At 53.3% G+C, this 14,224-nt stretch carries 10 protein-coding genes; all 10 read right to left on the bottom strand.

Going from position 1 to position 14,224, the window contains the following annotated elements; all coding sequences use genetic code 11:
* Positions 1-12: 12 nt before the first annotated feature.
* The 10 genes from DQG13_RS02505 to DQG13_RS02460 all read right to left on the bottom strand — a co-directional run bounded on the left by DQG13_RS02505 (position 13) and on the right by DQG13_RS02460 (position 14,220).
* Positions 13-1,299, bottom strand: coding sequence for a hypothetical protein (locus DQG13_RS02505; RefSeq protein ID WP_113017932.1), 1,287 nt, complete (start codon positions 1,297-1,299; stop codon positions 13-15).
* 546 nt (positions 1,300-1,845) lie between these two features.
* Entirely contained in the window at positions 1,846-3,477 is a 1,632-nt protein-coding gene (locus DQG13_RS02500; protein ID WP_113017930.1) for an extracellular solute-binding protein, read from the bottom strand.
* A gap of 147 nt (positions 3,478-3,624) precedes the next feature.
* Complete coding sequence (locus DQG13_RS02495; protein WP_113017928.1) at positions 3,625-4,431, bottom strand: response regulator transcription factor; 807 nt, start codon at positions 4,429-4,431, stop codon at positions 3,625-3,627.
* Positions 4,432-4,434: 3 nt separating this feature from the next.
* Positions 4,435-4,707, bottom strand: a complete 273-nt coding sequence (locus DQG13_RS02490; protein WP_258525429.1) for a sensor histidine kinase — start codon at positions 4,705-4,707, stop codon at positions 4,435-4,437.
* A complete protein-coding gene (locus DQG13_RS02485) occupies positions 4,629-6,254 on the bottom strand; it encodes a cache domain-containing sensor histidine kinase (protein ID WP_181592528.1) in 1,626 nt (541 codons plus the stop codon). Before DQG13_RS02485 ends, DQG13_RS02490 begins: the two co-directional genes overlap by 79 nt.
* A gap of 114 nt (positions 6,255-6,368) precedes the next feature.
* Positions 6,369-7,244, bottom strand: a complete 876-nt coding sequence (locus tag DQG13_RS02480) for a carbohydrate ABC transporter permease (RefSeq protein WP_113017922.1) — start codon at positions 7,242-7,244, stop codon at positions 6,369-6,371.
* Between the two features lie 18 nt (positions 7,245-7,262).
* Positions 7,263-8,225, bottom strand: coding sequence for an ABC transporter permease (locus DQG13_RS02475; protein ID WP_113017920.1), 963 nt, complete (start codon positions 8,223-8,225; stop codon positions 7,263-7,265).
* A gap of 205 nt (positions 8,226-8,430) precedes the next feature.
* On the bottom strand, positions 8,431-9,165 hold the full coding sequence (locus DQG13_RS02470; RefSeq protein ID WP_181592527.1) for a glycoside hydrolase family 19 protein: 735 nt from the start codon (positions 9,163-9,165) through the stop codon (positions 8,431-8,433).
* Between the two features lie 150 nt (positions 9,166-9,315).
* Positions 9,316-10,350, bottom strand: coding sequence for a glycosyl hydrolase (locus DQG13_RS02465; RefSeq protein WP_113017918.1), 1,035 nt, complete (start codon positions 10,348-10,350; stop codon positions 9,316-9,318).
* A gap of 114 nt (positions 10,351-10,464) precedes the next feature.
* On the bottom strand, positions 10,465-14,220 hold the full coding sequence (locus DQG13_RS02460) for a fibronectin type III domain-containing protein (protein ID WP_181592526.1): 3,756 nt from the start codon (positions 14,218-14,220) through the stop codon (positions 10,465-10,467).
* Positions 14,221-14,224: the final 4 nt, after the last annotated feature.

Below are 14,224 nucleotides of genomic sequence, written 5' to 3'. Positions count from 1 at the left end.
TGCAAGCCAGCCTTATTCAAATATGCGGATAAACTCTCCGTTAAACGTATCCATCCGCTTATCCCAGACAGATACCTCCAGGCCGGGATTCAGCTTGCCGCGGACAGTTGCATCCTGATAGATGTTCATATAGACCTTGGCTAAGCCGTTGGGGAAGAGCTGAATGGTTCCCTTTTCTCCGCTGGACAGGGTGTAGGCAAAGGAGGGGCCTTTCTCCCGGTCAGGCTCTTGAGTAAACGTAAAGCTTAACGGTTCTCCCAGCTCCGCTTCAAAACCGGGGATTACGGTTTCGGTATACGTGCCGGCCATGTGGTCGCGCTCCACACTGGTAATCTCCAGCAGCCGCTCGCCTGCCTTGACGAATTGGCCGTTCTTCTCCAAAACAATGTCATTCTTATACTTGCCCACATATTTCGTGCTGAACCCATAGTCGGATTCCTCCGCCTTGGTCACGCTGGCATTGGTCAGGTCGGGAAGAACAATCTTCGTCTCTCCTACGGCGGTCAATCTTACCGTCACCGAGACGGACAGATCATGGACGCTGCCGTCCTTGGCCTTGCCAGACAGAACAAGCTCGCCGGTCATATTCTCCAACACGCCGTCCTTCTGCTGGGAGGCTACTCCCGTCATTTTTTTCACATAAATATCGCTGTCCATCTGGGGAATGCTCACTTCCCGGTTGGAGCGGCCTTCATCCGTCAGAAGCTGCTTGAATCCAAAGGAAGCGATGGCGTTTACCAAAGCGGGCACCTGGGCCTCGGACAAGCTGGCCGTATATGTTTTGCCGCCGTCCGTCCGGTTTTCCGCCTGGACATAATCCTTCAGATTGCCGACTACGGCGTCAAACACCTTCTCCAGCTCCGCCGCTCCCTGCTCCTTAAAGGGGTCCTGGTACGGGTTCCCCTTGGCCCGGGGCTGTGCATACTCGGTTACATAGTAAGTATCGTCCTGGTTGCCTTTCCAGATGGAGCGGGTTGTGTCCGAATAAGAGTACTGCTGGATAGGCTCGCCCTTGGCATATTGGGTGACGGTGGTATTCTCTGTGGCCTGGGCGGCGTTGTCAAACTTCGTCCGTTGGGACACCTCCATGAACGTCTCTCCGTTATCCTTCATGGCGTACATGGCTTCCATGGTATAGTTGGAGAGCCCCGCTTCCATTTGGGAGGAAGTGGTTTTGATGCTGCTCTTCAGCTGATCATACCCGGAGCCGATCAGGGCGTCGGCGAAGGCTGTGGACAGAAACAGGGTCGCCCCCAGCGTAAACGACAGCACGGTTACCGTTTTTTTGTTAAACTTCATATCGAGTCTCCTTTGGCGCAAAATGGGGAAACGTTTCCTTACCTTTTATTGTATAGGAGAGGTATTGAATCCTTCTAAATGAAGTATTAACAAAATATTAATTCTGCAGGAAGGATCAGAGTTTGCGGCTGTATTCCCGTCTGTCCCCCGCTCCTCGCCCAACACATTTCCGTCTGCCCCCGCGCTAACGGAACTTTTCGACTCTTACGGCGGCATATTCGGCCGTTCGCTCCCATTGCGGAACTGAGAAGCTCTTATGGGGGAGAAAAGGGGAAAAAATCCCCCTTTGGCCGCTTTTTCTCCTCGCAACGGTTTTTCAGTTCCGTTAAAACGGAAATCAGCCGATTTTGCGCCTATAAGAGCTTCTCAGTTCCGTTGAACCTGGAAGCGGCCGTTTTCGTTCCTCTCCGGGCGCCGCAGCCTGCAAAAATGAAGAAACTCCCTCCTATTTGCGCCAACACGCAGATAAAAGGGAGTTTCAGTTTCATTTGTACGGACCCTCTGTCCGCAACAGTCTTTGGCAGGAACCCGGGAGAGCCTCCGGTTTTAGTTGCCCATCTTCTTCTTGAAGGATGCCTCCAGCTCGCTCAAAATTTGCGTACCGCCTTGAGACTTCCATTTTTCCACAAACTCATCGAACTTCTTGATATCTCCGCCCATAATAATTTGGGTAAATACGGAGTCCCGAGTAGTATTAAGCTCCACCAGCTTGGTAATTTTAGTGGGAGAATCCAGATAGTTGGAGGCGTCGGAAATTTGGAACTTGTTATTAATGGCCACATCCAGCGCCTTGGCCGGCCGCAACGGCAGAGATTCCAGATAGCGGGGCCAGCCGTTCAGACCGGGAGCAAACAGATAGCTTTGGATGGAGCGGTAATTTCCGTTGGCATCCTGCAGGGTTTTCGGGTCCACCAAGGTAGTATTCACCGTCATCTTGCCGTTTTCAATCTTGTAATCCTGACCTTCGACTCCCCAAACCGTCAGCATCTGATTTTCCGGGGACAAGGAATCCTCGATAATTTTCAGCACCTTGGCAGGGTCCTTGGTCTTAACGCTAATCGCGTGCATCTGGCCAAAAGGAGCGCCTGCCGGAGCAACCGCCTTGCCGTCTGCGCCAACAAGGGAATCCGTCAGCGTCAGATACTTGTACGGGGAGCCGGATTGGTCAGGCAATTTGCCGTCCGCTGCCAGCTGGCCGGTCTTCTTCAGCTCATTGGTTTCAATTTGGGTGTCATAGTCGTTGGCGGTGGACCACCAGCCCATCCAGGAGAACAGCTTGCCGCTGTACAGCTTTGTCCGCAGCTGCTCCTCCTTAATGGTGGCGAATTCCTTGTCGATCAGCCCCTCCGCATACATCTTTTGGAGGTACAGCAGGGCATCCTTCATTCTCGGATCAATATCATAATTGCTGAACTTGCCGTCCTTTTCCGTAAAAAAGCCCGGTGTTACGCCGAACGCGCCAAAGATATGGTCGAAGGAATTATTGGCGTACTTTTGCTGGCCAACCTGGGCGGTATAACCTCCAAGGGGAATCACGTCCGGCTTTTCCGACTTGACCTTCTTCAGCAGGTTGTAATATTCGTCCAGAGTCTTCGGCACCGGTGTGCTGCCCAGGTAATCCGTGCGCATCACCAGATTCCAGCGGTAGCCTGCTCCCGGTCCCCCTTGATAGGGAATGCCGTAAATTTTCCCGTTGACCTTTGCTTGCTCGAATACCTCCTTCGGCACCTCCTTCAGGATATTCGGGGTGTCCTTTTCGTTGATCATGCCGGTCAAGTCAACAAAGGCTCCTTGCTGGGCATACTTCTGGAAGTCGTCGGCAAAGTCGATTCTCACCACATCGGGAATATCGCCGCTGGACATTTTCAGATTGAGCTTGGTTTTATACTGCTGAACATCCACCATTTCGGGGATAATTTTGATGTTCAGCTTTTTCTCAATCTCATGCATAATCGCATCCTTGGACGGATCATACGGCTTGGAAATATCCTGGGACTTTAACCACTTTAGCTCATAGGGCTGTGCAGGCTGAGCCGATGCCGCCGCCGTTGCTCCTCCGGTTGACGGCGCCGGTGAAGAGGCGGAATCCTCGGTTTTGCTGCATCCCGCAGCTGTGACCATCCCGGCCAGCAGCGCAGCGGTTACACCGTAAGTCAGCATGTTTCTTTGTTTGGACATTTGCAAAAGACCTCCTTGATTGATCGATTTCACTGAAGCACACTCTGTCGGTCCGCTATAAGAAAGTGCTTACAATAGCACCTTAACGAAAATCGGTCGTTTGGAAAACCGGAGAGAAGGACGATAATACCGGGGAAAAGTCCGCATCTACAGAAATGTATTGCGGTATTCCGTCGGCGTCAGACCATATTGCTTTTTGAAGCTTTCCCGGAAATAGTCCTGGTCGGTATACCCGATTTGGTCGCAAATCTCATATATCTTGATGGCCGGGTCCTTCATCAGATTGGCAGCCTTCTCCATCCGCAGCCTGATGATGGTATGATTCAGCGTAGTGCCTGTCACTTCCTTAAAAATCTGGTTCAAATACTTCTCGCTTAACCCCACGTGGGAGGAGATATCGGCCAGCGTCAGGTCCCGCCTGGAATAATGGGCCAGCACATACTCCAGCGCCTGGTCCACCAGCCGCTTCTTCTTGATATTCCCCCCTGTTTCATTCACCGGGATTTGCCCTGTCAGGCTGGGCAAATGCTCCTTCACCGCCTGCTCCGCCATGACCCGTCCGATCCGCTCCCCTTCCTCCCGCTTCAGCTCGGAAACGGCAAGGCCAATAACCCTGGAGATTTCCGCCGGGTCCACCGGCTTCAGAACGTAGTCCAGCACATTCAAGGTGATGGCCTGGCGGGCATGCTCAAATTCGCTTAGCCCCGACAGAATAATGCACTTCATCTCCGGAGATCTTTGGCGCACCTGGGCAATCAGCTCAACGCCATTCATTTTCGGCATGCCGATATCGGTGAGCAGAATATGCGGCTGAAGCAATTCCAATTGCTTCAAGGCCTCCTCCCCATTGCTCAATGCGCCGATAACCTCCACCCCCAGCGCTCCCCAGTCAATGGATTTGACGATGGCTTCCCGGACGGTTTTCACATCTTCCACCACTAATAATTTATACATCGTTCATCCCCCGTCCCTCACAGGCAATTCCGGCTGCAAAGGCAGCACCGCTTCCACACAGGTTCCCGAGGAAACCGCAATGTAGCGCAGCCCGTATCTCCCTCTGCAGTGGAGGCGGATTCTCCGGTGAACATTCAAGGTGCCATAGCCGCTGCCGCCGGTATCCTCTTCCTGGGAAGCCCCGGCAAGCCTGGCGTTCAGCAGCTCAGGGTCCGCGCCCTTGCCGTTATCCTCCACCCGCAGCACCAGGCTGCCCCGTTCAATCCGGGTGGAGATGGAGATTCGGCAGCCGCTGGTTTTATCCGCAAACCCGTGAACAATGCAGTTTTCACCAATGGCTGCAAAATCAGGTGAACCACCTGAACATCCGCCAATTCATCCAGCAGCCGGATGTCCACAGACAGATCATCCAGCATCATCTTTTGAATGTCCAGATAAGCCTCCACCTGCCGGATTTCATCCTGCAGCGGAATCCATGTTTTCCCCTTATTCAGGCCGTACCGGAATACATTGGCCAACGAACGGACAATGAGGCTGGTTTCCTTGTCGCCGGATATCAGCGCCCTGCAATTAATCAAATCCAGTGTGTTGTACAAAAAATGCGGATTAATCTGGGCCTGCATCAGCTCAAGCTGCAGCTGCCGCCTCTCAATTTCCTCGTTGAAGCTTTTCTCGATGAGCTGCCGGATCATCACCAGCATGGAGGCAAACTTTTGGTTCAATTCATCAATTTCATAAATGCCTGAGGCAAATGTAGGCAATGGCTCATGAAACTCCAGCACCTCCCGCCGGTGCATGGCGTTTACCAGCCGGGAGATGGGCACGGTTACCCGCACCACAATGGACCGCAGCCAGAAGCTGAAGATAAACAGCGCGGTGGCTCCAATAGCGGCCCCCACCGCCGATATGGCGAAGGTATAGCGGCTGAAGTGGCTTTCCGGAACAATGGAGAGAAGCTTCCAGCCGTTGTCGAAGGAATCATACATAATCCGGAACGCTTCATTCCCGATGCTGGCTTTGACCGTTCCGCTGGTTCCCTGCAGCTTCTCTATATAGTCAAACCCGCTCAAGTCCTCCATAAAGCTGTACCGGTCACTGTAAATGACCTTATTCCGGTCATCCAGCAAAAGATGATACCCCTTGTCAATGGGAGCGTTGCCAATAACCCCGTGAATGCTCCTGGTATCCGCGCCTATGATTACAGTCCCCATCATCCGCCCGTCCTTATGTCCCAGCTTCCGGCTGGCCGTATAAATCATATCGTTGGCCCCGTTGCTCTGGCTCCACCAGACTGCGCCGCTTTCATGAAGCGTCAGCCGTTTAAACCATTCCTGCCTCTTCAGATCATTGGCCTGAATAATTCCAGTTCCCAGGAAAATTTCGGCGGGCGAAACGGCGTACAAGCTGCTTGTGGGCTCCAGCGCCATGGTTACGGTATATGTGGTTTGCGCGATATTGGCGGGAACAAAATCATGAAGCAGGGACAACAGGGACAGATTTTGCAAATTGGTCTGCAAGTCGAAGAAATCCCCGATGGCCTCGAAATCATTCTCATATTCCTGATCCACCAGGTTATCGATAAAGGAGTTGGACAGCACGAAGGCGCTGACATTCTTCATCGTATCGAACTGGTACCATACATTGCGGTATACAAATTTCATGGATTGCTCCGCCATCTTCAACGCATGGTCATTCTGAACCCGAATCAGGATATAGCTGGCCGCCGTTGTAAACAAAGCAATAAAAGCCACAATCAGCCCCAGCATCGGAACGCTCAGTCTGTAGAATAAACGGGAGGGTTTTCGTGAAACGGCCGTTTTCATTCTTTCATCCCCTATAGGCATTGCCGTCATTTTTCTTCCTTCCCTACCTTATTCAACGGTGAAGAGCACCTCCCCTGCCTGGCGAAACGGCTGTGCAGCATGGATCTCCCCGTATCAGCCCTTCACAGAGCCCACCATCATCCCCTGCTCAAAATATTTTTGCACAAACGGGTAAATGATCAGCATCGGCAGCGCTACAATCACAATGGCGGCCATCTGGATGCCGATGGTAGGCGGAGGCGTTCTTCCCGCAGTTTCCAGCAGCTCGGGCGGAAGGCTGGAGTTGGCGATAATGGTCCGCAGCACCAATTGAACAGGCGCTTTGTTCCAGTCATTTACATATAGCATGGCATTAAAGAAGTCGTTCCAATACACTACCAGATACATCAAGCCGATGGAGGCCATAACCGGCATGGACAGGGGCAGGACAATCTGCCACAGGATGCGGAACTCCGAAGCGCCGTCGATGGCGGCGGACTCCTTCAAACTTTCGGGAATCCCCTCGAAGAAGGTCTTCATAATAATCATGTAAAAAGTGCTGTAGGCCATGATCAGAATCAGCACATAGCTGGTATTCAGGAGCCCCAGCTGCTTGATGGTGATATAGGTGGGGATCATCCCGCCCTTGAACAGCATGGTAAAAACAAAGTATAGAATCAGAATCCTTCGCGCCGGCAGCTTCCTTTCGGAGAGGGCGTAAGCCGCGGAGGCTGTGAGAATCAGCGCCAGCAGCACACCTCCAATGGTATTCTTCAGCGTATTGGCGTAAGCCTGATAGATCAGGGAGCCCTCTTCCAGCAGATACTTGTAGAAATCCAGACTGAAGGAGGAGGGGAACAGGACCATGCCGTTTTGGGCGCTGAAAATATGGTAAGGGGTTATGGATACGGTAATGACGTACCAGAAGGGCAGCACAATAATAATGGTCATCAGGGACAGCAGGATATAATTGACGGTGACAAATGTTTTTTCGCTGGCAGTCAGCTTCATAAACTCGCTTCCTCCTTCCTAGAAAATGCCCGAATCATTGATTCGTTTGGCAACCTGATTGGTGATCAGAACCATGGCCAGGCCGATAATTCCCTTGATCGCATCGGCCGCAGCTGCAAGGCTGACATTGAATTGCTCGATTCCCACCCGGTAAATATAAGTGTCGAGTATGTCGCCCACCGACAGAACCATGGGATTGTACAGGTTGATGATTTGGTCCAGACCGGCGCTCATGATATAACCGACCCGGAGAATAAACATCACCACGATTGTGCCCGAGATCCCCGGCAGCGTCACATGAAGAATCCGTTGGAAGCGGGTCGCCCCGTCCACAACCGCCGCCTCATACACCTCCGGATTCAGCCCGGCGATGGCCGCGATGTAGATGATGGCCGCCCAGCCCATTTCCTTCATGGCGTCGGTCACCACCAGAATAAAGCGGAAATAACCGGGCTCGGCCAACAAATAGGCCGGATGCCCTCCAAACCATTCGATTGCCTTGTTAATCAGGCCTGTTTCCGGGGAAAGCAGCAGGGTAATGATTCCGCCGTATACCACCCACGAGACAAACCGCGGCAGATAAACGGCGGTTTGCAGCGTCTTCTTAAACCATTTGACCCGGATTTCATTCAGGGCCAGCGCCAGCAGAATTGGGCAGGCAAAGCCGCTGACCATCTTGTACATATTGATGATCAGCGTATTCTTGAAGGCGGTAAGGAACATATCCGACTCAAACAATGCCTGGAAATACTTGAGCCCCGCCCATTCGCTGCCGCTCATGCCCTTGATGAAGTTGTAATCCATAAAGGCCACGCTGATGCCGTAAACCGGCAAATAATCGAAAATGAATACCCATATACATGCGGGCAGAAGAAGCAAATACATCAGCTTGTATTTCCACACCCGATGCAGCACCCTTCTCTCCTTCGGCGCCTGGGCTGCGCGGACTCCTATCTGCAAATGCTTATACTCACTCTCCATCTTTTGTTTGTCCTCCTTGCAATGAATTCGCAACCGATTCGAAAGGGCTTACACTCTTGATGATAGCGGAATCCGTCCCGCCGGAAAACCGGGCAGAACAGAAGTCTTGCCGGGGAAAAGTCGGATTGGGGAATTCCCTCCAAACAACAGGCCCCGCTATTAGCTGCAATAGCGGGACCCTGAATTTTTACTGTATATGATCTCTTCACCCTTGTTTCCGCCGCCTTTCATCGATGAGCACCTTGAGCAGGAGCAAATTGCCGTAGGTGAGTGTCCGGTCCTTCACGGCCTGAACCCATTTCCAGTCGCTGATGATTTTGTCGTTGTAGGCCTGCCCCAGCCACTGGTCCAGCTCCTGCCAGGCCCAATCCTCGTAGGCCAGCACTTTGTCCATGTCGTCCTCCTCCTCTTCTGCCGGATTCAGCCCGGTCCAGCGGGCGTACAGCATCCTGCGGTCCTCCAGCCCGTTGTATCCGCCGTTGACCCGCCGGGTCACCTGCTCCACAGTTGCGCCCCCGTCAATCAGGGCGTTCATCCCGGCGTTGAACCACCAAAAGCCTGCGGACAACCACGGATACCTGACGGCTACATAATCCACCCCCTGCATCACACTGGGATCTCCGATGGCATTGGCAAATGCCTGGTAATTGCTTCTCCCCGTCATCTGGAGATACCCGGCGCCCTTGAACCTGGGACCGTCTCCGGGTTGAGTGTTGCCCAAGTCCCTCCGTCCCTCATAAGCGGTTCCGCTGGCCAGCTCCCTGGTATAAAGCCCCAACCCCGACTCATGACCGCATTGGGAGATAAAATGGGCAATCCTGGCGTAGGTGGTAATGTCATACCGCTCCAGGGTTTGGTTCAAATCCGCCAGATTGGCGTCTGTTATGCCGCGCCAGCCAAAAGCCGCAAGCTGGTTATAGCTGATCCATTGTTGGCTCATGCCGCCTCCCCCCTTTGTCCGGTTTGATATAACCAGCATATTCAAACAGCGCCGGCGCTGGCCCGGCCATTCGTGGAGATGGGGATTATGAAAAAAAACGCGGCAACCGCGAGGTTTCGTTCAGCTTCATGAATGGATCAGATGCCTTTTTCAAGTCACAATTCCGTCCCTGTCAATTCCCCATTGATCCAAAAACAATTCCGTTGTATGCAAATTGGAAACGATGGAAAAAGGATGCATCCGATCCTTGGCATCCACATCCGCCCATTGCATGTACAGCGTTACCAAGGGAAAGTGGGAGCGGATATCCTCCATATACTTCCGGTTGTCGATGAATCGCGCCTTTTCCGTTCCGATTTCCCCCCAGCCAAGCACCTTTCCATAGCTCGGTTTGCTAAATTCCTGATACAACCGGGAATCAGGCTGGGATTCAGGTGATGAATAGTACAAATCCGGCGCGATAATATCGACGTAGCGGTTGCCGGGATATTGTTGAAGGGGCCGGTCCCCATCCGCTCTCGCGTCAGGGCAAAACATCCATAACAGGTGGTTAAGCCCGCGAGTTCCGGTTAAATATTCATGCATATGGCACCACAGCCGACGGTACTGCTCCTCCTCTCCGGTTCCCCACCAAAACCACCTTCCGTTCATTTCATGCAGCGGTCCCCACAGGACAGGAATGCGCTGCTCACCATACCATGCCAGGCAATCGGCCAGCTCGGAAAGCCACCCGTTCCATCTGTCATAAGCATCATTTCCGGGGGTGTACAGCTCTGCCAATTGATGGCCTTCCGGAACAGATGACCATGAGGTTTCGTTTGTCCAGGGATTCGCGGCGTGCCACATCAGCCTGAGCATGCCGCCTCGGCGGGCATGCTCCGCGGCATACTCCCGCCAGTTGCAATCAGAGGGACTGTTTTCGCCGCCTGCTCCGTCCACGCTCCGTTGGCTGAAGCAAAATCCGGCGAGACCGGGATACTTTCCCGTTTGCTCCCCGACCTTTAAATAGAAATGCTCCCAGGAGGAAGCTGCCGTATGCTGGTTGGAATTATTCGCGTTGCGGGCAACATACTGGCCAATTACGACTCTGCGCTCCTCTTTGCCCGGCAAATCATGGAGCCAGTCAAGCAATCGCCGGGCTTCCGGCGTCAAATTAAGATTGCCGGGTTCCTGCTTCTTTTTCATAATGAAGTTCCACCTCGTCAATAGATTGATTTCATGATAATTTGACAAGCCGCTCCGAGAGCAGCCTGACAGCCCCCGGGACGGCTTGCTTAGTGCCTACTGGCCTTCCTGCTCCTAATTGGAGGGAAGGGTAATGATGACCTGCGCTCCATCCGCTCCCAAACTGTTAGCCGCTGCCTTGAGCGAACCCGCTGCTGCAGTTCCGACCGGAACCGACATAAGAATGCTCCCATCATAACCGCTTCGGATCTGCCCGGCGAAAAGAATCTGATTGTTCGCATCCATAATGACAAGCGATACTTGCTGGCCGGCTCCCGAGGATACGGTGCCCTTGGCAATAACCCTGCCTTGATCCGCATGATAAACGGCATCCAGAGTAAGATTAGCCATATGCGTCGCAGCTGTGGCCGGCTGACTGTGCTGAGACAAAAACCCTGCCAAGTCCAATGCCTGAACGGTAAATGAGTACGTTGCATTGGGATTCAGGCCCGTGACGGTGAAGGAGGTATCTGCCGTTTCCCCGATTTTGATATTGTTTACGAAAACCAGATAGCGCTTTATGCCGAAGTTGTCTGCAGCCGCCGTCCAGGACAAATCCGCCGAGGTTTCGGACAGTCCCGTAACCAGAAGGCCGGTGGGGGATGATGGAGGTACACTATCTCCGTCCGCACCGTAATATTCGATTTCAGTCACAAATGCGTTGACACCGGGTTTCACGGCCAAAAATCTGAAGTAGCGGAAGCTCTTCACATCATCAATCCGGATTTCATTCCAGCCTTGCCGGATGCCGGAGCGAATGGTATAGAGGTTGGCATAACCCGAGTCCTGTTCCAGCGAGGCTTGAAATTGTCCTCCTGTCACTGTTGCCAGATTGTTTACATAGAAGCGCAGCTTGGTCAGCCGCTTGAATTGGTTTTCGCCCAGATCAATGCCGAGATACCCCTGGGCTTGGGAGCCAAAGGTCTCTCCCGCCAGCAGCGCATGGGGAGCATCGGTGACAAGTGACACTTGATTGCTGCTCTCCGATACATTGCCCCCTCCGTCACGTGCCTTTACCGTAAAGGTGTACGCCGCAGAAGGCTCAAGCTCCAAGATTCTGCATGAGGTTTGACTGCCGGAGATGATGGTATACAGCTCTCCATTCATATAAATCTCATATGCGGTCACAGCAACATTGTCTGTTGAGGGCCCCCAGGCCAACGCTGCCATTCGGTCGGTTTTGGAGGTCAGCCTCAGATTTCCGGGTATTGCGGGAGGTGCCGAATCAGGGTCCGAATAACCGGAATACGTAATACTGTCCACCCAAAACTCCGATTGGCCGGAAGCGAAAATATTCATCCCCAGTCTCGGACTCGGCGAATCGCCGTTGGCATAGCTAATCTCAATGGTGTTCCATTCTCCCTTAACCAGATTGTTGATTTCTACATACTTTCCATTAAAGGCCCACCCCGTTCCGAAGATAAACGGCTGGATCGCAGTCAGCAGGGTATCCTCTGGAACATATACCTGGAAGGTTACGGTTGTTCCTTTTTTGAACATGGGATCAGGATTGTCAATCGCTATTCCCGTCGTTCCTGCAGTGGGTGTGACCTTCATGGATGCAGCGCCTTTATAGGCAACACTGGTATCCAATGCAACCTGGACAGTTCCACTTATCGCCTTAAAGCCATGCAGCTGCCCATTCTCAAAGTTATAGCGGTTGAAATCCTCCGGCGCCACTGTAGATGCGGTAAAGAAATCACTGTCCAGCGATTCATTCCCTTGATAGTCGACGGCCCTGGCGGTGAAATGATAGGTCGTGACCGGACGCAGGTTGGCAATCTCCACTGAAGTACCTTCTGTTTCAGCTGCCAGTTCTCCCATGTTATAAACCCGGTAACCTTTTACTCCCACATTGTCTGTAGCGCCGCCCAATTCCAGAACAACAGTTTCTCCCGTCTGCTCCACCACTGTGAATTGAGTAGGAGGGGTGGGCGGCGTATAGTCCATTTCAGCCAGAGTGACGGCATGGAAGGTTGTGCCCAGCCGTATTTCATCCAAAGACGACTCACCATGGGGATTTCCTCCATAAAATACTATACTCTTGAAGGAAAGATCGCTGGCGGTTGAAGCTGTAACATTCGGCTCTTCCGGTATGCCTTCGCTTAAGTCAGGGTTTACATACATGCTGACAGTGGTGGTAGGTCCATATTCAATCTTGCCCACCAGCAAAGCGGTTTCTCCCACTACGATCGGTGCATCACTAAGATAATTCTGACCATCCAGAGTGAGGGTCCAGTAAGGGACCCCGTCAACATTGGCGGCCGCGCCGGGGTAGCCGAATCGCAAGCGGCGCGAGGACCACTCGCTGCCAACATAGAAATTGGTGTTGTTAGCTTTCTCCTTCCTTATTAATGCACTGAACCAAAGGGTGGTGCCATGCTTGCCAATGGACTGGACGGTGTTCAAATAAGGAGCAATCAAAGCAGATGCTCTGTCAAGCTGTCGGTAGGCTGCAAGGTATCCCGTTCCTCCCGTGGAGTAGTTCCCGTCCGCTGCAATACCGGGATAAGACAACGGCGACGCATTGTTAATGCTGAAGCCCGGCAGTGCAGTGCTATTGTTCTGGACGACCCATGGCGCACTCCATCCTGTTCCCCCGGCTTTTCCATGAAGTGTTCCCGGCTCAGCAGCAAAAGGCTCTATGGCGAAAATCGCACCAGGCTCAAGAGGAGCCAGCGCTCCGGCAGTGGTCAGAGTAAACGGAGCACTCGCCGCGGATTCATTTCCCTGGGCATCAAAAGCACGGATGGCAATGGTATATAAGGTGAGAGGCTCCAGACCGGTAAGCTCCACTGTCTCCTCTTCCGTCGTTGCCGTCAGCACCCCATCTACATACACGTTGTATCCTGTCACGCCCACATTATCCGTTGCTCCGCTCCAAACCAGGCTGACAGATTGCTGCCGCACCTGCACCGCTTCGATCAGAGTGGGCGGGGATGGAGGGATGGCGTCATAGCTGTACGAGGTTACAGCATGGAAGCCGGTGCCGATTTTCAGCTCGTCGATGGCTCCCTGGCCAGTGCTGTTGCTGGTGCCGAATACCATGTAGCGAAAGGACAGGTTGCTGTAGGTGACAGCCGTTACACTGGGACTCTCCGGCAAGCCCTGACTCAAGTCAGGGTTGACATAGAGGCTGACGGTGGTCTCCGGACCATATTCCACCTTGCCCACCAAAAGAGCCGTCTGTCCTGCGGTCATCTGCACATTGCTGCGGTAGACTTGCCCGTCCAGGTTCATCGACCAGTAGCGTACTCCGTTGGCATCATTGGAGGAGGCGCCGGTGTAGCCGAACTGCAGCCGGCGCGCCGTCCAGTCATTCCCGAAGAAAACCGGCTCGTTGTTGTTCGCTTCCTTCCGGAGCAAGGCGCTGAACCAGAGGGTGACGCCATGTTTGCCCACATAATTGTTCCCGGTGAGGTAAGGGGCAAAGGGGCCGCTGGCGGAAATGTCCACCGCACGGTATGCGGTCAGATAGACACGTCCTCCGACAGCATAATTGCCCCCGGTAAGGACGCCGGGATAGGTCAATGGCGCTGCATTGGCAATGGCGTAGCCCGGCATAGCAGTATCATTATTCTGCGTGATCCACGGCTGCTTCCAGCCCAAACCCCCGCTGGCCCCATGCAGCACTCCCGGTTCGCCGGCGAAGGAGTCCTGGGCCAGAAGAACTCCCGGCTCCGCTGTCGTCGTCACCGTCGTTGCTGTCGTATCGATGGGCTGGCCGCCCTCCTCCTCCCCGCCCGCCGCAGCGGGAGCTGAAAAAGAAGGAACGGCAAGAGCCACCACACATAATGAGAGCAGAAGGCGCTTCATCCACCTTTTGGACATATAG

Origin of the sequence: Paenibacillus sp. YN15, assembly GCF_003285005.1 — a bacterium.
Taxonomy (GTDB): domain Bacteria; phylum Bacillota; class Bacilli; order Paenibacillales; family NBRC-103111; genus Paenibacillus_AR.
This window is presented reverse-complemented; position numbering and strand designations above follow the sequence as displayed.

Coding starts and splice junctions, on each gene's coding strand:
- DQG13_RS02505 (WP_113017932.1), bottom strand. CDS start 1,299: ATGAAGTTTAACAAAAAAACGGTAACCGTGCTGTCGTTTACGCTGGGG.
- DQG13_RS02500 (WP_113017930.1), bottom strand. CDS start 3,477: ATGTCCAAACAAAGAAACATGCTGACTTACGGTGTAACCGCTGCGCTG.
- DQG13_RS02495 (WP_113017928.1), bottom strand. CDS start 4,431: ATGTATAAATTATTAGTGGTGGAAGATGTGAAAACCGTCCGGGAAGCC.
- DQG13_RS02485 (WP_181592528.1), bottom strand. CDS start 6,254: ATGAAAACGGCCGTTTCACGAAAACCCTCCCGTTTATTCTACAGACTG.
- DQG13_RS02480 (WP_113017922.1), bottom strand. CDS start 7,244: ATGAAGCTGACTGCCAGCGAAAAAACATTTGTCACCGTCAATTATATC.
- DQG13_RS02475 (WP_113017920.1), bottom strand. CDS start 8,225: ATGGAGAGTGAGTATAAGCATTTGCAGATAGGAGTCCGCGCAGCCCAG.
- DQG13_RS02470 (WP_181592527.1), bottom strand. CDS start 9,165: ATGAGCCAACAATGGATCAGCTATAACCAGCTTGCGGCTTTTGGCTGG.
- DQG13_RS02465 (WP_113017918.1), bottom strand. CDS start 10,350: ATGAAAAAGAAGCAGGAACCCGGCAATCTTAATTTGACGCCGGAAGCC.
- DQG13_RS02460 (WP_181592526.1), bottom strand. CDS start 14,220: ATGTCCAAAAGGTGGATGAAGCGCCTTCTGCTCTCATTATGTGTGGTG.